This is a genomic window from Chryseobacterium bernardetii, from assembly GCF_003815975.1.
GTDB classification, from domain to species: domain Bacteria; phylum Bacteroidota; class Bacteroidia; order Flavobacteriales; family Weeksellaceae; genus Chryseobacterium; species Chryseobacterium bernardetii.
The window spans coordinates 3316885-3335988 of the sequence record NZ_CP033932.1 but is presented as its reverse complement, the minus strand read 5'-3'; the positions used below and the strand labels follow the sequence as shown (position 1 = coordinate 3335988).

Genomic DNA, 19104 nt, shown 5'->3' with positions numbered 1-19104 from the left:
TTAGTAATGATTAAAATTTGAATCCCAGCCGGATATTCCAGAAAACACCGCTTTTTGCATCCTGAATGATATCTTCAATAAAAGGTCCTTTGTGGAAATACTGAAGTCCGCTCACCAAAGAGAAATGTTTGTTGAAATTATAGGTAAAGCTGGTTAAATAAGCCGTTCCGATATACCTTTTATCTGAGTTGCTTCCGGGACGGTTCAATACTCCGCTCGGTCGGTAAACTCCGTCGTTCAGGGAATATCGCCAGTTGAAGACAACATCCATCTGCATTTTGAGTCTGGAAGTCAGATCAAGATTCATATACGGATGAATATCAATTAAATTGACAGGTCCTACCTGCGGGCTGAAGCCGAAATACCCACCTTTCGGATATAAAGGATTAAATGTATTGAGCTTGCCGTCACTTTTAGAATGATCTCCTGATATATAATCGTTTCTCAGATTGATGCTTGGACTGAATGTAAGATTTTCAAACAGATAACCGATATCTACAGATCCCGTCCAGGCACTGATCTTTTCGTTTCCAAAGCGTCCGAACTGATAGGCCGCTTCCAGGTTATAGATAAATCCGCCGCCATATTTCCACATCCTTCCGCCAACTGTATGGCGCTTTTCTCTTGCTGTTCCGGCTTCAAAAACAGATTCGTCTCTACGGATTCCGAGATAATACAGATCCAGATTCCCCGCTTCAGGAATAATGATTTTGGAATAAAGTCCCCAAAGATTAAGCTGCTTTGAAAGGGTATTATCAAAAACGCCAGTCTTGACAGAGTCTGCCATCATTGCAAAAGCATCTACGGAAACATTTTTATAGGAATACATGATTTTAGCTCCTGTAAAAGACAGCCTTGCATTCGGCCCTTCCCTTACAGAAATTAATCTTCCGGAACCGTAGTCCAGCTCCTGTCTTCCCAGCCTCACTATCAGCTTCTGATCTTCCTTATTCACCAAACCTGCATCCAGAAAGAGATTCTGAATACTCAGCTGGTCTTCATCAATGCCTCTTGAACCGTTTTTTCTTCCGTTCTGTAAAGCACTTCTGATCTGTGAAAATATTCTGAAGTTTTTCCCGAAATGCCAGTCTGCATGAAGGTCATAACGTTGGAGAAAAAAATCGTTGTGTCCTATCTTAAGCCGTCCCCAATCTTCATTGTTGAAATCCACATATTCATACCTTGCCTCGCCACCCAATGAGAGATAGATATCTTTCTTTTCATTGAGAGGGAGATATTTAATTTTGTCATAAAAGCTCTTTGTGGAATCTTTCAGATATTCATAATTTTCGTCATACCTCAGAAGTTTAAAACTCTGGGACGAGACCGTTTCAGAATATAAAAGAACTGTTATGATAAAAGCTTTTAAGAACAGTATTGAAGGTGCAGATTTCAACATTGAAATGGTATATGAATTTTAGTGATTCAGCATATGGTGAGCATAGTGGATCCCTAATCCGTAAGAAGCACCATATTTTTTCATAAGGTCAGTTACAGGACCATAGGTTTCCTGGCGTGCCCAGTCTCTCTGAAGTTCCAGGATATACTGAATGGAAGTCATAGGCTTTACTCCCGAATGGATCATTCTCTGTACGGCTCTTTCATGCGCTTCATCACTTACGTCTCCGCAGGCATCGGTAATGACATACACGTCATAGCCTTCCTCAAGTGCAGACAAAGCCGGTCCTACGATACATACACCTGTCCAAAGCCCTGCGAAAACCAGTTTTTGCTTCTGGGTTGCTGTAATTGCTTTATAAGCAGCTTCATCTTCCCATGTGTTCATGGTTGTTCTGTCGATATATCCTGAAGTTGCCATAGGAAATGCTTCTTCAATTTCAGGGAAAACGGGACCTGAAAAGCTTTGTTCGGCAACTGTGGTGACGATAGTCGGAACATTGAATATTTTAGAAGCACCACACAGTACCGCAACGTTATTACGCAGCTCATTCATGGAGATACTTTTGGTGGCAAATGCCATTTGTCCTTCAAAATCAATCAGTACCAGTGCATGATTTTCAGGGGAAAGGAGTTTTGATGATGGTTTCATAAAGTTTATTTTATTAAATAGTTGGGGTTACGTTAATTGGATGATAGTTTTCTGATGAGTTCTGTACTTACAGTATCGGCGTAGATTCCGTAAGCGCTCGTCAGGATGCCTTTTACAGAATACTTGTCGGAAGCGATGCCGTAGACTACTTCCTCATCTCCCTGATCGGTATCTCCTTCAAAGCGGAATGTATATCGTATTTTAAAATCTTCCGGAGAGACATCAAGGAAATTATTGAGCCTGATGCAATCATTTTTAAGGTTAAAATCTTCTGTATATCCGTTTTGATTAAGCCACTGAACGGCCTCAGTCAACGTATCAAAAGCTGGCTGTATCGTATTCATTTGTAAAGAATGCTGATTATTCTGTGATAAAAGCTAAAATATCTTTGTTGATGGTTGGATGCTCTGTAGTCGGCATACCGTGAGGGAATCCCGGATAGGTAATCAGTTTTCCGTTCTTCAGTAATTTGGCTGATTTTATCGCTGAATTTTCAATCGGTACAATCTGGTCATCTTCACCGTGAAGAACCAATACCGGAATATCAACAGCTTTTAAATCTTCGGTTAAATCTGTTTCAGAAAAGGCTTTGATCCCATCATAATGAGCAACAATTCCACCCATTAATCCCTGTCTCCACCAGTTTCTCTGTACGCCGTCTTTTACATCAGCACCTTCTCTGTTGTAGCCATAGAACGGAATAGTAAGATCATAATAAAACTGGTTTCTGTTGTTCAGGGTCTGCTCCCTGATGTTGTCGAAAACTTCCATAGGAACGCCGTCTGGATTGTTTTCACTTTTCACCATTACCGGTGGAATGGCGCTGATCAGAACCGCTTTCTTAGCTCTTCCGTTTGCATATTTGTTAACATAACGGATCACTTCACCACCGCCTGTTGAATGTCCAATGTGGACAACATCTTTCAGATCTAAAAATTCAACCAGTTCTGCAGCATCAGAAGCGTATTGTTCAATAGTGTGGTTGTAAATATTCTGGCTTGAACGTCCGTGGCCTCTTCTGTCGTGGGTAACCACTCTGTAGCCTTTTTGTAAAAAGAAAATCACCTGTGCATCCCAATCGTCAGATGATAAAGGCCATCCGTGGTGAAACATTAATACAGGTCCCTGCCCCTGATCTTTGTAAAAAATTTCTGTTCCGTCTTTTAATGTTAATGTGCTCATTGTTGTAATATTTTTTTGAATTAAACTTATGAGCATAATGCCAAAAAACAACCCAAAACAATAAAACAATTGGTTTTCAATATATTATTAAAAACAGCTCGCAAATTACACTACGAAATATCGTAGTTTTATGATTTACCCTTTAGTATTTATATAAAAAACATATAAAATTTAACAATAGAAATGTCAAATTGAAACTTGCCACGATGAATAACAAAAAAAATCAGACCTGAGTCTGATTTTGTATTTTTAATAAATAATATTAATATCTTAATCTGCTGAATGTTGCTATAACAAACGTTATTCTGCCTTTATTTGTGACAGATCAAGACCCAGTTTTGTAAATTCTTCCTGTCCTTTTTCTGTAATATAATAGTGACGGTCTGAAGGATTTTCCTTGGCAATCCAGCCTTTCTCAACGAACTGTTCCAAGAGAAGCTGTCCTAATTTTCCACCGATATGCTCATAGCAGGTTTTAGCGGGTTTTCTTCCGGTTGATGTATTCATATTATTAGTTTAATTGGTGTTATATGGATGCATTAATTCAGATGCAGATAATCCTTAATGGTTTTCAGAACTCCGAAGCTGTCATTGGTACATGCTTCAAAATTAGCCACCTGCTTTACGTTCGGATGGGCATTTTGCATGGCGTAAGAATATTTGGCATTCTTCAGCATTTCTATATCGTTCATATAATCCCCGAAAGCCATCGTATTTTCAGGAGAAATGCCCAACGATTTCTGAAGGATTTTCAAAGCATTTCCTTTATTGATATCTTTATTCATAACATCCAGCCAATACGCTCCCGAAACCACTACTTCCAGACCGAATTCCTCAAATTTTTTCAGCGCCGGATACAGATATTTTTCAGAGCCATCCGGATGGTATACTGCTATTTTGAAGGCGGTATCATCAATTTTCTCCGTCAGGTCATCCTTCTTCATGTTTTCAGTATAGTATTTGGAGAAAAAGTCTACAAACTGCTGATCTTCGGTTTCGTAATACGCCATCTTTTTGGCTGATAATACGGCTTTGGCACCCGGTATTTCACGGACAGCTTTAATAATTTCAACGATATATTTGTATTCCAGCGTATCAGCGAAAAGTTCCTGGTCTTTATAAATAACGTATCCTCCGTTTTCAGCAATAAAACCGATCTCACTTTCTATTTCTCCGAAATAATGGGTAATGCCCGGCATCTGTCTTCCGCTTGCCGGCACAAATACGATATTTCTTTTTTTCAGTTCTTTATAAACTTCTGAAAACTCAGGGCTCATTTCATGGCTGGAGTTGAGAAACGTCCCGTCCATGTCCGTCACAATTAATTTAATCTGTTCCATAATTTTATTGGGAAAAGCGAAATTCTGTACCTGGCAGAATCATAATTTGCTTATTCTTTTCAAAGATATTGATTTATTATTTTTTCTTGTAATGAATGGTGGAAAGGTTTCTTAATATTGTAGCACTTTGCTCCGGGGTAATGTCCCGTTGAGGCTCTGCAAGCATTTCATATCCTACCATAAATTTTTTTACTTCCGCACTTCTGAGCAACGGCGGATAAAAGTGCATATGAAAATGCCATTCCGGATGCTCTTTTCCGTCTGTTGGAGATTGATGAATTCCCGCAGAATAAGGAAATGAAGTTTCAAAAAGGTTGTCATATATTGTGGTCAGATCCTTGAGGACAGCAGCAAAAGATTCTTTTTCCGCTTCAGAAAATGCCGAAATATTTTCTCTTTTCTGTTTGCTGACAATCATTGTTTCGTAAGGCCAAGAAGCCCAAAACGGCACCAATGCGGCAAAGTGTTCATTTACTGTAACAATGCGCTCACCAGCTGCGATTTCCTGCTCAAGATAGTCTTCCAGTAATGTTCTTTTATTTTTTTCAAAATACGATTTCAGCTGATCCTGGGTTTTCTGAACCATTGCCGGAATGGACGACTGTGCCCATATCTGACCATGCGGATGAGGGTTGCTGCAGCCCATGATGCTTCCTTTATTTTCAAAAATCTGAACATAATTGATATGGTCCATAGTGGCCAGCTCATTGAACTGCTCCTGCCATACATCCACCACATTTTTGATGTGTTCCACAGACATTTCCGGCAAAGTAAGGCTGTGATTTTCAGAAAAACAAACCACCCTGTTGATTCCACGTTCCGGAAGAAGGGTAAAAAATCCTGACTGTTGCTCAGAAAAATCAACTTCTTGATTTAGTAATGCTCCAAAGTCATTGTTAAAGACATAGGTTCCTTTATATTCAGGGTTACGATCTCCGTTAGCACGTATATTTCCTGAGCAGAGATAGCAGTCCGGGTCATATTCAGGACGGTTTTCTGCTACTGTTTCTTCTCTCTGTCCCTGCCATGGACGGTTTGCCCGTTGTGGAGAAACCAGTAACCATTCATCCAAAAGAGGATTGTATCTTCTGTGGGGATGTTTTTTAGGGTCAAATGATGTATTCATTGGTATATTCTTTTATCCCGTCTGAAATTTTAACCTGGTAAACTTTCATCTGGATATTAAAATGTTCAAGATATTTTTCACTGATAGCCTGAATTACTTTTTCAGCTTTATCTTCCTGAATCAGGTTGATACTGCAGCCTCCGAAACCACCTCCCATCATTCTTGCTCCCAGCACACCTTCCTGCTGCAATGTGTTTTCAACCAAAAAATCAAGCTCATTACAGCTGACCTCAAATTCAGTGGACAGCCCGGCGTGAGTTTCCGCGAGAAGTCTTCCCAGGTATTCAATATTTCCTTCTGAAATTGCTTTTGCTGCCATTTCTACCCTCTTTATTTCTTTCAGTAAGTAGAGGCATCTTTTGTGTGAAACACTTCCCATTTCCTCTTTAGCACTGTCAAGCATAGTCGTGGTAAAATCCCGAAACTTCTCTACTTCGGGGAATTTTTCCCATAAAACTTTTTTTCCATGCTCAACATCTTTACGCCTTTCATTATAGCCGGATGTCAGATGACTATGTTTTACACAGCTGTCAAAAAGCAATAAGCTGTATCCTTTAAGGTCAGCATCAAAATATTGATGTTCCAGGGAATTACAATCGAGCATAATGACCTTATTTTCCTTCCCGAAAACGGAGGCAAACTGATCCATAATTCCGCACTGAACTCCTGCAAAAGTATGTTCGGATCTTTGCCCGATCACTGCGATTTCTTTCCTGGTAAGATGCAAATCAAAAAGTTCATTTAGGATATAGGCAAAACCGCATTCAAGAGCAGCTGAGGAAGAAAGTCCTGATCCCATCGGAATGGTGCTGCTGAAAACAATTTCCATTCCGCAAAATTGATTTTCCTGTTGCTGTAGCTGGCTGAAAACGCCTAAAATATAGTTCATCCACATCTGCTGAACCGGCTTTATCTCCTTTGTAACATCAAATGTATATTCTTCTCCAAGATCCTTAGCTATGATGGTACAAAGGTTTGTCTGAGGGAGTTTACGGACAGCAAAACAGATGTATTTATCTATGGCAGCCGGCAATACAAAGCCATCGCTATAGTCTACATGCTCGCCGATAATATTAATTCTGCCGGGAGAAAGGAAAATGTGTTCAGGCTCTTCTCTGAATTCGGCTCTAAACTTTTCTAGGGTTGGGTTGATTAACTGTTCATGCATATCAATCTTATCTGATCAAACAGATCCTGGGGATCTCAAGTATAAAACTACTGAATTTATAACAGAGAAATTTATACTTTTTAAAAATATTGTTTATAAGTGTTAAATATACACTTATATTTCAATACATCATAATGCTTCACAGAAATTTTAGATCAGCTTATCAACTACTCCATGAAATAATTAAATTCTTTACGGTATTGTGAAGGACTTTTTTGGATGTATTCTTTGAAAGTCCTGTTAAAATAGCTGAAGTTATTGAACCCCGATTCAAAGCAGACTTCCGTGATACTCAAAGGCTGCTCTGCCAGAAGTTTGAGAGCATGGGTAATTCTGTATTCATTAACAAACTGCGTAAAAGTTTTATTGGTAATTTTTTTAAAGTAACGGCAGAAAGACGGTACTTTCATATTGGCAAGATCAGCCATTTCTTCGAGGGTTATGGCTTCTTTGAAGTGATCTTTAACATAATTGAATATAAGATTGATCCTTTCATTGTCTTCAACCTGTGTCTGAAGGTAATATTTTCCTGCATTTAAAATCCTGTAATCCTGTGTAACAGACAGCTCATCCAATATTTTCAGAAATCTGCACAGCTTGTCCAGTGAGGAAGCTTCATGCATCTCAGTAATCTCTTTTCCGATTTTTCTCTTCACCTCTTCCCCGAAGACGATTCCTGCCTTTGATTTTTCAAGCAGAGCAGAAATCCTTTGCATTTCCGGTATATCCCAGATAGGTTCTCCTAAAAAATCAGGCTTAAACTGGATCACCATTTCATACTCATTATGCGTACTTTCATTGGTCAGTCCACAATGCGGAAGATTGCTTCCTATCAGCACAAGATCTCCCTCTGAAAAATAGGTAATGCTGCTTCCGATCTGTCTTTTCCCGGAACCTTTGCAGACAAAGATCAGCTCAATCTCTGGATGGTAATGCCAGACATGAGATTTTATATTCTCATTAGTCAGAAATTTAAGACTGGTAAAACTGCTTCCTATAGTAGGTCTTACGGCCTCAAAAGAAGGATTTACATGTTTCATAGGCCAAATACAAATAATTTCATATGCAAAATTAACAAATAATACATTAATATCATTAAACAAAGTTAATATAGTACATCAATATGAAAATTTAATTATAGCCTGAGAAGTATTGCTGCCATAGCTTTGCAGTATTAATCCTAAAAGCCTTAACCCATGAGCACATTATTAAAAGCCGTATTTTTTGCAGGAGCCTTATTGTTTTCAGCAAATGTAATGAGTAAGGACAGAGATTTTTCCCTTTCCTTTGGAAACGTACAAGACAAAACCTTGAATTTTGAGCTTTTAAATGCTAAAAGTGTTTCTGTTTTTGTCTATAACACTGCACATGACGAGCTATTTTCCGAACATCTCGCAGATGGAAACCATGTGATGAAGACTTATGATTTTCAAAACTTTACACCGGGAATCTATTATCTGGTAGCAGAATCGGAATTAAAGATAGAGAAATACAGGATAAAAATTAATGCTGATAATGTAATGGAGGTGGAAAAAACACCTGTAAGCGCTGTGCATAAGCCTGAATATACTATTTCCGGGCATATGGCCAAGCTTCACATGTCTGATGTAAAAGGACCTGTAAGCATTTCAGTTTATGATCTTTCCAATACAACATACTATACTTCGAATAAAAAATATGCTGACGGCAAGGTGGATATCACTTTTGATCTTGATCCTAAAACAGCAGACCAATACATCATCCAGGTTGAAGAAAACGGAAATGTTTTTAATAAGATAATTTCTCTCCGATAAAACGGAATATATACAGATAGATTGACCTATCGATCATTCCAATTATTTTGGATTAAAATTTTACTTACAGTTTATTGTTTTGAGGCAGCTCATTTCCAATCAGGAAAAAGAGCTGCCTCATTTTTTAATTATGGTGACCCATATTCAATTTAATTTTTTTCAGATCTTCCAGTTCGTGAATAGGCCGTTCAATGTCATAAGGAATCGGTTTTTTGGAAAAAGTCTGGAAATACAGCAGGCAGGCATCTTTCCACCATACCGCATCCTTAGATTGAATTTTAAGCTTTGACTGAACATCAGCAAACCTTTGTTTATCTATATAAGGTTCCATTCTATCCCAGGTTTTCTGATAATCCCTTACCTTTTTCACCCCGGAATCATACGTATAGCACAGTTCATCCCACAGCGATTTTCCATCTTTCATCGTATAATCCCAAGGAACATGATGAAACCACAGAATAAGATTTTCCGGGCAGGTTGAGATATTCCCGTACCTTTCATTCAATGGTGGAAAATACTGTGAAACAGCATTACTTCCTGTTTTTGTCCTGTTAAAACCCAATCCCTGGGCATCAGCCTGATGGTAGTAGACAGGTGACCAGTCCGGTCTTCCGCCTTTATAGTCACCCCATGGTTCAGGTCCATAGTGATGTCCTCCCGCAAAAATATGGTGTAACCCTAACGGCATCATATAATCCACAGCAGTTTCTCTGGATGAAAGCATGATTTCTTTTACCGGATTCAGGAAGTTCTGGTCATCTGTGAAGGTCATTTTAATCCATTCATCGGCAATCTGCTCTGAACTCAGCTGATGATTCCATGCTAATCTCCCGAATGCATACCAGTTGGCTTGAGCAAAATGATGCCCGGTCCAGTTGGTATCTTCCCCGATATTGGCAACGGCTGAAATGGCTGAAATTTTTGCGGGTCTTAAAGTCCCGTCTGTTATTTTAGCAATCGTAGAACCCTGGCCGTCAGAATAGGTGTCGCTATCCAGTGTTTCCTTGAATAAAGGAGCCAGGAAAACGAGATGGTTTGAAAAGCCCAGATATTCCTGGGTGATTTGAAATTCTACCATTTCGGAAGTCTTTCTTAAGGCACCGAAAAGAGGATTAAATGCTTCACGCGGCTGGAAATCAACCGGACCATTTTTGATCTGAATAATCACATTATCCCTGAATTTACCGTCCAAAGGAACAAACTCAAGATAAGCCTGTTTGGCTCTGTCGTCTTTGCTCGGACTGTAGACAAAGGCTCTCCACATCACGATCCCGTTGTAAGGTTTCAAGGCATCGGCCATCATATTGGCTCCGTCTGCATGGGTTCTTCCGTAATCCTGAGGACCCGGCTGCCCTTCGGAATTGGCTTTCACCAAAAACCCGCCGAAATCAGGAATTAATCTGTAAATTTCAGCTGCTTTATCTTTCCACCACTTTTGTACGTCTTTATTCAATGGATCTGAATTTTGTAATCCGCCCAGCACTTTAGGTGAAGAAAAATTCACGGAAAGATATACCTTGATGCCATAAGGCCTGAAAATATCGGCCAGAACCCTTACTTTTTTAAGATAGTCTTCCCTAAGCATATTGGGAGATGCATTCACATTATTCAAAACAACAGAATTGATTCCTACAGAAGCATTGGCTCTTGCATATTCTTCATAGCGCGGAGAAATTTTACCTGGCAGATCTTCCCATTTCCAAAGTGATCTTCCGGCATATCCTCTTTCAATACTTCCGTCGAGATTATCCCAATGATCCAGAACTCTTACATCGTATGATGGTTTTTCAACAGTATTTAAATGAGACAGATCTGCCTTTGTCTGCTGCAATCGTAAGATATGATAGACCCCGTACAACAATCCTATTTCTTTTCCTGCAGAAATAACAATTTTTTCAGGCGTGGAAACAATTTTGTAGCCGTCTTTCAGGTTTTTCTCTTTGTTTTCTGTACGAAGTTCCACCACCTGTCCCTGCCAGTGGCCGCTCAGCTCTTTTCTGGCAATGTTCAGCGTGGGACTGTTCCCTTTGGAAATAATTTTATCTGCCGATATTCCGTTTTTTGCAGGAAACCGAAGCCAAAGCTGACTTCCGTCCTCCGCAGAAACCAGTAACGGAAATATCAGAAAAAATAGAATGTTGAGTCTCAGATATCGCATTGAAAAATTTTAAATTATTAAAGATGACTATGACTGGTCTTCCAGACCTTCAATCGTCTTGATTTTACCTTCCTGATCGTATTCCAGCTCAATTACTTTCATACTTCTCAGCCATGTTTTACCGCCACTCGGAACAGAATCATGGAAAAACAGGTACCATTTTCCTTTAAACTCAACGATGCTGTGATGGGTTGTCCAACCTACTACCGGAGTAAGAATTTCACCCTGAAAAGTAAACGGTCCGTAAGGATTATCCCCGGTTGCATAGCAAATCAGGTGAGTGTCTCCTGTTGAATAAGAGAAATAATATGTACCGTTGTACTGATGCATCCATGACGCTTCAAAAAAACGGTGTTTATCACCATGAAGCAATGGTTTTCCGTTTTCATCAATGATGACAACGTCTTTAGGAGCTTCCGCAAATTGAAGCATATCATCGCTTAACAAAGCTACCTTTGAATGGATTGCAGGTTCATTATTTTCGGGAATTACAGCAGATTCAAGTGCTTTATTATCTCTGTAGCGCTGCAATTGTCCGCCCCAGATTCCTCCGAAATACATATAATATTTTCCTTTATCTTCAAAAATGCAGGGATCGATGCTATAGCTTCCCATCATCGGATGTTTTTCAGGTATGAAAGGCCCGTAAGGTTTGTCACTCACAGCAACACCGATTCTGAAGATATCATTCTGATCCTTAAGAGGAAAGTACATATAATATTTACCGTCTTTGAAGGCAACATCGCAATCCCAAAGCTGTCTTCCCGCCCATGGAATATCTTTTACCGAAAGGACTACGCCATGGTCTTTAATTTCTCCGCTGTCTACATCATCCATTGAGAAAACATGGTAATCATTCATGTCAAAATGATCTCCGTTATCGTTTTCTTCAATTCCGCTTTCGCGGTCGTGAGAAGGGTAGATATAGATTTTATCTTCAAAAACGTGAACGGAAGGGTCTGCCATATAATCTTCCGGAAATAAATATTTTGATTTTTTCATTAAGTAAAAATTCTATTGATTTTAATTTTTCTCTGCCAATTTTATTATTTTTTGTACTACAGGTTTCTCCTGATCTTTCCTGTCAAATAGTAACGGGTAATCTGTTCTTCCTTTTACCGGAAAATCATTTTTCCAGGACTGCTTATCAGTAACTCCCCATAAGGTCACCCTTCTTATTTTATCTTTATGTTTTAAAAACAAGCTAAAGAAATCGAGGTAACGGTTTTCCCATTTCATTTCTACTTCTTTGGGAAGTCCTTTGGTGTAAGGATTCACTTCTTTCTGATAGGCAACGGTATCTGAAACATTGGCAGAACTGCCCCATGGAGAAGGCAGTGCGCTAATTTCCAGCTCCGTAATATTAACTTTAACTCCGGCATTGGAATACGCCAGAATCGCTTTCTCATATTCATCGATAGAAGGGTTATCCATCCCGACATGGGCCTGCATTCCTACTCCATCAATACGGATTCTTCTTGATTTAAGTTTTTCAACCATTGCAATGACTGTTTTTACCTTTTCAGGATACCATTCATTATAATCGTTGTAATATAATTCTGCATTGGGATCGGCTTCCTGTGCATACTGAAATGCCAAAGGAATAAAATCTTCACCCAGGATTTCGTAAAATTTACTTTTTCTGTAAGTTCCGTCTTCAAGAATGGCCTCATTGACCACATCCCATCCTTTTACTTTTCCTTTGTAGCGGGAAACTACGGTTGTAATGTGGTTTTTCATGCGCTGTTTCAATACTTCCGGAGAAACATCTTTTCCATTTTTATCTGTAAAAAACCATTTTGGAAGCTGGGAATGCCAGATTAGCGTATGTCCGATAATGAACATATTGTTTTTCATCCCGAAATCAACAAATTTATCGGCGTCATCAAAGAAAAACTTTCCTTCCTGAGGCTGCAGGAACATAGATTTCATACAGTTTTCAGCAACAACAGAGCTGAATTGTTTTTTGATAATCGCTGCGGCTTTCTGATCTGTCCCGTCAATCTGGGGAAGGCTCATGGCAGTTCCTATGTAAAATTTATCTTGAAATGCTTTTTTTAAAGTACCATCAGACTTCTGTGCCGACAGCCCGGAAGCGGTAAGAGCCGCCAAACCAATTAAAATACGTTTCATAGTAATTGTTTTATTTTCTTCTTTCAGCCAGATCTTTTTCAATCTGAACTTCCATTTCTTTATTGATTTTGTAGAATAAAAGCAGCCCGCACGCAATGAAAAACGGTATGGACGGGAAAATACTCACAAGCATTTTGGCGCCTGCCGCCACTGTTTCAGGCTGAATAACCTGTTCGCTCCCGTGTACTGAAATGTATCCGTATTTTCCAATGATCAAAGCTACCAGAGAGCTTCCGATGCTGAGACCCACTTTCAATCCTACCATCATGGCAGAGAAAATAATAGCCGTTGCCCTGCGGTTGTTCTTCCATTCCGAATAATCGGCCACATCAGCAATCATAGCCCACAAAAGCGGAGTGCTGATCCCGTAAAAGAATCCGTGTAAAATCTGTGACAGGAACATAATTCCCACTGCTTTCGGAGGATAAAATATAAAGAACAGGATAAACAATGTAGAAATAAATAATGAGGCGATAAAAGTATCCCTTTTTCCAAACCGGTCTGCGAGTTTTTTAGAGAAAGTAATTCCTACAATCATCATTACAATTCCTCCTGCATTAAACAATCCGAATCCTGCAGACTTTGGATCTTCCCCGAAGAAATTCATACCGGCAGAATTAAAGAATGCTGTAATGGGTGAAATAAAGTTCTTCAGGGCATTCTCATCCACATAGTTGTTAAAATAATATACATAAGATCCTCCTTTCATGGCCAGCGTGATAAATATAAATGCTGTCACGGTAAGCATAATGATCCATGGCCTGTTCTGGAATAAATCTTTTAAATCTTCTTTCAGACTTGATTTCTGCTCCGGCTTGGGAATGATTCTTTCTTTGGTGGTAAAAAAGGTAATCAGTAACATTACGGATCCGATCACAGCCAGCCATGTCATAACGGTCTCGATTCCCTGTGCTTTGTCTCCGTGTCCTACATATAAAATGATAGGAAGCATGAATACCTGTACAAAAAACTGTGCAAACATCACGGCAACAAAACGGTACGAAGAAATACTGTTTCTTTCCCCCATATCTCCCGTGATAACACCGCTCAATGCAGCATATGGTAAATTATTGGAAGCATATAATAGCAATAATAATGAATAGGTAACTGCAGCATAAATCATTTTACCCTGGTAAGAAAAGTGAGGTGTGCTGAAGGCTAAAAGTGCTGCAATACCAAGTGGTACGGCGGTAAATAAAATCCATGGACGGAATTTTCCCCATCGTGAACTTGTACGGTCTGCCAGCGCTCCGATAAGCGGATTAAAACCAAACCCGGCAATTAAACCTACGGTAAGGGTGATGACAGAGGCATCTTCTGCTTTGAGTCCGTAAATATCCGTATAAAAATAGGTCAGGTAGGTCACTAAGGTCTGAAAAACAAGGTTGGCCGCCAAATCTCCCAAGCTATACCCTACTTTTTCTACTACCGATATTTTTTGTGGCTGATTATCCATTGATTTTAATAAGGTTTTCTATGTTAAATTAATTTTTTTCTGTTGTAAAAGATGAAGCAGGAAGTCCGCTTTTATTTTTAAGATTGCCGTCCGGGTTGTCTGCCCAGTCGTAGCGTACATTGACAGGGTTTGTGACCTGATCGTTCCATACTATCACTTTATTTCCTTTCGCTTCTGCTTTTGCCCACTGATAGCTGCCGTCTTTCTGCTGTATGGCAAAACCTGTAAGGCTTCCCTGTACCAGATCATCTGTACCGGGTTTAAAGGATATGATAATGGTATTTCCTTCTGTTTTCATCGACTGATAAACGGGTCCGTCAGCTATGATTTTTTTGCCTTCCCCGATTTTCAGGGCCTGTAAAGCAAGTCTGTCACCTACTGCTTTTTTATTGAGCGGATGGATGTCATTCCATTCTCCCACATCAATCGTTACCGCAAGTCCTGAATAAGGAACATTAAGAGAGACCTGCCTTTGCTGTTCTCTCAGCTCAGCCCAGTTGCTTTCCAGTGGCTCATCCTTTTTCTCCATAAAATTGGCCAGCTGTACAATGAAGAACGGCAGATCATTCTTATTCCATTTTGAGCGCCAGTCGGAGATCATTGTTGACAATAAATCTCCATATTCTTTTGGTTTTCCTGTATTGCTTTCACCCTGGTACCAGATAAATCCTTTGACTTTATAATTGATCAGCGGGTTAATCATCGCATTGTAAAGTCCTACCGGTTTCCAGCGGATAAATGTTTGTCCGGGAGCCATTTTTTCCATTTTTGCTCCTATCTTATATTTCCACTCGCCTTTAAGGTCTGTTTTTTGTCCGTCGATTTCCAGATAATACGGTTTATCAGCAATAAACTGTCCTTTTCCGCTGCCGTTGATGACCCTTACCGTAATGATATTCTTTCCTTCTTTTAAAACACCCTTCGGAATATCATACCATCTCGGCGGATATTCGTAGGTTACATTTCCTACTTTTACTCCATTGATGTAGGTAATATCAGCATCTTTTATTCTTCCCAGATTGAGAAATGCTGTTTTCTGATCCACTCCTTTTGGCAGGATAATTTCTTTACGGAACCATACCGAACCGTCAAACGAACCTTCCTGATCTTCCCATGATCCCGGAACCATCATGGTCTTCCATCCGGAATCATTGGCGTTATCTTTTTCCCAGTGCTGATTGAACCCAATATCACTCTGATCCAGCTCCGCATACCATGCTTTGCTTAATGATCTTTCCTGGGATTCGGTAGATTGTATCAGGCCATCATTTTTCCATTTTTCTGCTTCAGCAAGATATTCCGGGTATTTTTTCAGGGATTTTTCATCCATCCAGGCCTGAACCGGAGAGCCTCCCAGACTGGTATGAATGATTCCTACAGGCACTTTATTTTTTTCACTCAGCTCTTTGGCAAAGAAATAAGCGACTCCTGAAAAATCAAGAATAGTCTGAGGATTGGTACTTTCCCATTTTCCTCCGTCAAGATCATTTTGCGGAGCTTTAAAATTGTATTTCTGCGGAACCGTGAAGAATCTTATATTCTGATTATTCGCGTTTTTAATTTCATTTTCATAAAGAGGTGTGAGCCTCCGCATCGGAAGTTCCATATTGGATTGTCCTGAAGCTACCCACACATCACCAATAAGAATATCTTTAAGGGTGATCTCATTAATCATCATAGTATATGGACCTCCGGCATTAAACTTTGGAAGCATAAGAGACCAGTTTCCATTTTGGTCCGCTGTTGTATGAAACGCTTTATTGATAAATTTAACCGTAATTTTTTCTCCTGCATCTGCATATCCCCAGATCTTCAGATCCTGATTTCTCTGAAGAATCATTCCATCTGAAACCAAAGCAGGCAGCCTTACTTTTGCATCAAAACTGCAAATGGCTGCAAGAAAAAATAATACGTATAGGATTCTGTTTTTCATGGGAAAAATCTGTTTTTAAAATTGGTTCAGCTTTATTTCTTTTCGTAATTATCTGTCAGTAACCGCAATTCAATGACTTTAGCGGTCATCAATTTTTCTTCTGCCAGAAATTTCACCGTAAGAGTTTCTTTGTTCTTTTCTGAATCCGGTATCGGAATGACCAGATATTGAGGTGAAGCTCCGGACTTTCCTTCCAGGTTTTGAGCAATAATTTTTTTACCGTTGATCTCAATATTCAATGTACGGTTGTTATTGGCATCAAAATAAAGCAGATAAAGGTATGAAGCATTTTTTCCGTTATTTTTCATCTGGTAACTGAACCAGCCTTTGGCATCACGGAAATGGCGGTCTTCCATATATCCTGTACCGGAATCTTTGCTTTCTATAAAATGATCGGATTCCGGCTGCTGTTCGCCCAGCTGGATCTTATCTACCGTGATCATATCCAGTTTTCTGGTTTCTGCTTCTTCTTTTGCTCTTTGCTTCAATGTATTTTCTATTCCGTTTTTGTCAGCTTGTGGCCAGTACAGAATATATCTTTCTGCCTGAATACTGTAAAACGGAACAAGACTTAGTCCTTTTCCGAATTTTTCAGCCGGATAAAGCCCTGTAACGGTAAAGTTGAGCGGTTTATTGCTCGAAGGCGCAACATGACTGACAACATCTGAAGAATTTCCGAGGATAACGGGAATTTCATTTAAAGGGATCTGCGGACCATGAGCAATATGGCCGCCTCTGCTATCGTCAGCAAGAAGTCCCTGTTGGTTTTCGGTTCCGTATGTTGCGGCAAGCGCTACAGGCCCGTATTTAAATGCATAATAATTGGAATGGTCAGGCAGCTGTTCTGCAGATAGATGCATCGGTAAAATCATTTTTACAACATCTCCTTTTTTCCATTTTTTAGTCAGGGTAAAATAGCCGTCAGTACCACGCTGTACTTTTTCCTTTTTTCCGTTGATCAGAATTTGTACTTCTGAAGATGTCGTCCATTCCGGGCATCTTAATTTTACATCAAATTCTGACTTCCCTGCAGCATCAAAGATCAATGTTGTTTCAGGAACTTCCGGGAAGTTATTGACCTGACGGATCACTACTTTTTGCTCTTTCCATGTCAGTGTGGAAGGGATAAACAGATTCACATATAAATCCTTATCCGACTTTGCATAAATCATTTCCCCATATTTGGCATGGTTTTCCATTCCGGATCCTACACAGCACCAGAAACTGGTCTGAGGCTGTGAATACACACGATAGTGCCCGGGACGCATCGGGGTAAAGTATACGAAACCTCCATGATCATGATTTTCTGTGGAAAGGATATGATTGTATAATGCTTTTTCGTAATAATCGATATAGTAAGATTCAGGCTGCGTTGCATAAAGCTCTTTGGTCAGCTTCAGCATATTATAGGTATTGCAGGTTTCTGGACCTTCAATACTTTTTATCATGCTGCTGAAATCATTGACAGGGTTAAAATGCTCACTGACACTGTTACCTCCAATAACTGAAGATCTTTTCTCTGTAACGTTATGCCAGAAAAAATCAGCGGCATTACTCCAGGACGTATTGTTTTCAAGATCGGCAATACGCTTGTACCCGATTACTTTTGGAATCTGTGTATTGGCATGAAGTCCTGTAAGCTTATCTTCTCCTGATAAAAGAGGAGTCAGAATTGTCTGATGGGAAAAGCGGTGAGCCAGTTTCAGATATTTCCGGTCATGAGTGATATCGTAAACATCTGCAAAGACCTCGTTGAGCCCTCCATGTTCACTGCGCAGCATATCCTGTATCTGCTCATCGGAAAGGCCTGATACTTCATTCATCATCCAATCCGTAAGCCTGATAAGCATTGCTTTTGCTTTTTCATTTTTGGCATACCAATAGGCATCGCGTAATCCTGAGTACAGCTTATGAATATTATATAAAGGTACCCACCGGTCATTCAAACCGAAGCCTGAAGCCCGAATGTTTCCCTGTTTAATTTCTTTCCAGATTTTTTTTCCGTCGGGAATTCCTGAAATGTATCCGTCCGGAGAGGTATTCTGACAGCGTGCCAGTTCACTGATCATATAATCAATTCTCTGTTGTATTGCAGGATCTCCTGTAGAAGCATACATCAGGGATAATGCTGAAATGTAATGTCCTCCTATGTGGCCGTCCAGCCCTGTACTTTCCCAATTGGGATAATTATTTGCTTTGGGTTTCAATCCGGCTTCTTTAAGATAAGGAGCCAGTAATCTATCCGGTTCCAAAGCCATCAGGTACTTATAGTCTGTCTTCATAGCTTTGCTGAAAACGCTCTCTGATAATTTTACAGTTTTCAAAGGAAAATAATGGATTTTCTTATTCACCTGGGCCGAGGTAAATGAAGCAAAACATAATAAAATTACTGAAAGTTTTGGAGTCATGGATAAATGTTAATTCAACATTTCTAAAATAACAGAAAGAATTTATATACGAAACATTTCCAAGGTATGATTCAGTTATTTTTTCATTAAAAAACTTTCCGAAGCCCTTAAAAATAGCAAAAAACACTTTACCTTATCATAAAAAATAAGATATTAAAATTACATAAAGACAAAGCTGCAAAATCATACAATTCCCTGTAAAAATGAATTTAGGATGTATTTTGATAAAAACTTCAACAATACAGCAAATACCTTATCGTATTTTTAACGCTAAGTCCATTTTTTTAACTATTATTAATATCAATTTTGATTTTAACACAATTTTAACATTCAATTCATGTTTGATTAACCTCATTT

The 19104-nt window shown here is 39.4% G+C and carries 16 protein-coding genes; 1 reads left to right on the top strand and 15 read right to left on the bottom strand.

Translation table 11 applies throughout. The features are described from left to right. Window positions 1-10: 10 nt before the first annotated feature. The 9 genes from EG339_RS15180 to EG339_RS15140 form a co-directional block, all read right to left on the bottom strand. Entirely contained in the window at window positions 11-1399 is a 1389-nt protein-coding gene (locus EG339_RS15180) for an alginate export family protein (protein ID WP_123870815.1), read from the bottom strand. A gap of 18 nt (window positions 1400-1417) precedes the next feature. Then, window positions 1418-2050 carry a hydrolase gene (locus EG339_RS15175; protein WP_123870814.1) on the bottom strand — a complete coding sequence of 211 codons (633 nt, stop codon included), beginning with the start codon at window positions 2048-2050 and terminating at the stop codon, window positions 1418-1420. Window positions 2051-2082: 32 nt separating this feature from the next. Further along, entirely contained in the window at window positions 2083-2394 is a 312-nt protein-coding gene (locus EG339_RS15170; protein WP_002978753.1) for a hypothetical protein, read from the bottom strand. Between the two features lie 16 nt (window positions 2395-2410). Continuing rightward, window positions 2411-3232, bottom strand: coding sequence for an alpha/beta fold hydrolase (locus EG339_RS15165; RefSeq protein WP_123870813.1), 822 nt, complete (start codon window positions 3230-3232; stop codon window positions 2411-2413). A gap of 300 nt (window positions 3233-3532) precedes the next feature. Then, entirely contained in the window at window positions 3533-3739 is a 207-nt protein-coding gene (locus EG339_RS15160; RefSeq protein WP_123870812.1) for an ArsR family transcriptional regulator, read from the bottom strand. A 32-nt stretch (window positions 3740-3771) separates the two neighbouring features. Next, the gene (locus EG339_RS15155; RefSeq protein ID WP_123870811.1) at window positions 3772-4572 is read right to left on the bottom strand and encodes an HAD family hydrolase; all 801 of its coding nucleotides are present in this window, start codon (window positions 4570-4572) and stop codon (window positions 3772-3774) included. Between the two features lie 76 nt (window positions 4573-4648). Further along, window positions 4649-5698, bottom strand: coding sequence for a UDP-glucose--hexose-1-phosphate uridylyltransferase (locus EG339_RS15150; RefSeq protein ID WP_123870810.1), 1050 nt, complete (start codon window positions 5696-5698; stop codon window positions 4649-4651). Then, a complete protein-coding gene (galK, locus tag EG339_RS15145; protein WP_123870809.1) occupies window positions 5682-6866 on the bottom strand; it encodes a galactokinase in 1185 nt (394 codons plus the stop codon). The genes EG339_RS15150 and galK overlap by 17 nt, the downstream gene beginning before the upstream one ends. 167 nt (window positions 6867-7033) lie before the next feature. Then, window positions 7034-7906 carry an AraC family transcriptional regulator gene (locus tag EG339_RS15140; protein WP_123870808.1) on the bottom strand — a complete coding sequence of 291 codons (873 nt, stop codon included), beginning with the start codon at window positions 7904-7906 and terminating at the stop codon, window positions 7034-7036. A 156-nt stretch (window positions 7907-8062) separates the two neighbouring features. Here EG339_RS15140 and EG339_RS15135 point away from each other — a divergent pair, with 156 nt between their 5' ends. Then, window positions 8063-8659: a hypothetical protein gene (locus EG339_RS15135; protein WP_123870807.1), complete on the top strand. Its 597-nt coding sequence runs from the start codon at window positions 8063-8065 to the stop codon at window positions 8657-8659. 124 nt (window positions 8660-8783) lie between these two features. Here the strand turns inward: EG339_RS15135 and EG339_RS15130 are convergent, their stop codons facing one another. The 6 genes from EG339_RS15130 to EG339_RS15105 are packed head-to-tail and all read right to left on the bottom strand — an operon-like array spanning window position 8784 to window position 18747. Then, entirely contained in the window at window positions 8784-10817 is a 2034-nt protein-coding gene (locus tag EG339_RS15130; RefSeq protein WP_123870806.1) for an alpha-glucuronidase, read from the bottom strand. A 27-nt stretch (window positions 10818-10844) separates the two neighbouring features. Continuing rightward, entirely contained in the window at window positions 10845-11819 is a 975-nt protein-coding gene (locus EG339_RS15125) for a glycoside hydrolase family 43 protein (protein WP_123870805.1), read from the bottom strand. A 21-nt stretch (window positions 11820-11840) separates the two neighbouring features. Beyond that, window positions 11841-12950, bottom strand: a complete 1110-nt coding sequence (locus tag EG339_RS15120) for an endo-1,4-beta-xylanase (protein ID WP_123870804.1) — start codon at window positions 12948-12950, stop codon at window positions 11841-11843. A gap of 10 nt (window positions 12951-12960) precedes the next feature. Beyond that, window positions 12961-14406 carry an MFS transporter gene (locus EG339_RS15115; protein WP_123870803.1) on the bottom strand — a complete coding sequence of 482 codons (1446 nt, stop codon included), beginning with the start codon at window positions 14404-14406 and terminating at the stop codon, window positions 12961-12963. A 28-nt stretch (window positions 14407-14434) separates the two neighbouring features. Further along, a complete protein-coding gene (locus EG339_RS15110) occupies window positions 14435-16339 on the bottom strand; it encodes a sialate O-acetylesterase (protein ID WP_123870802.1) in 1905 nt (634 codons plus the stop codon). A 32-nt stretch (window positions 16340-16371) separates the two neighbouring features. Beyond that, window positions 16372-18747 carry a glycoside hydrolase family 127 protein gene (locus EG339_RS15105; RefSeq protein WP_123870801.1) on the bottom strand — a complete coding sequence of 792 codons (2376 nt, stop codon included), beginning with the start codon at window positions 18745-18747 and terminating at the stop codon, window positions 16372-16374. Between the last annotated feature and the right edge of the window lie 357 nt (window positions 18748-19104).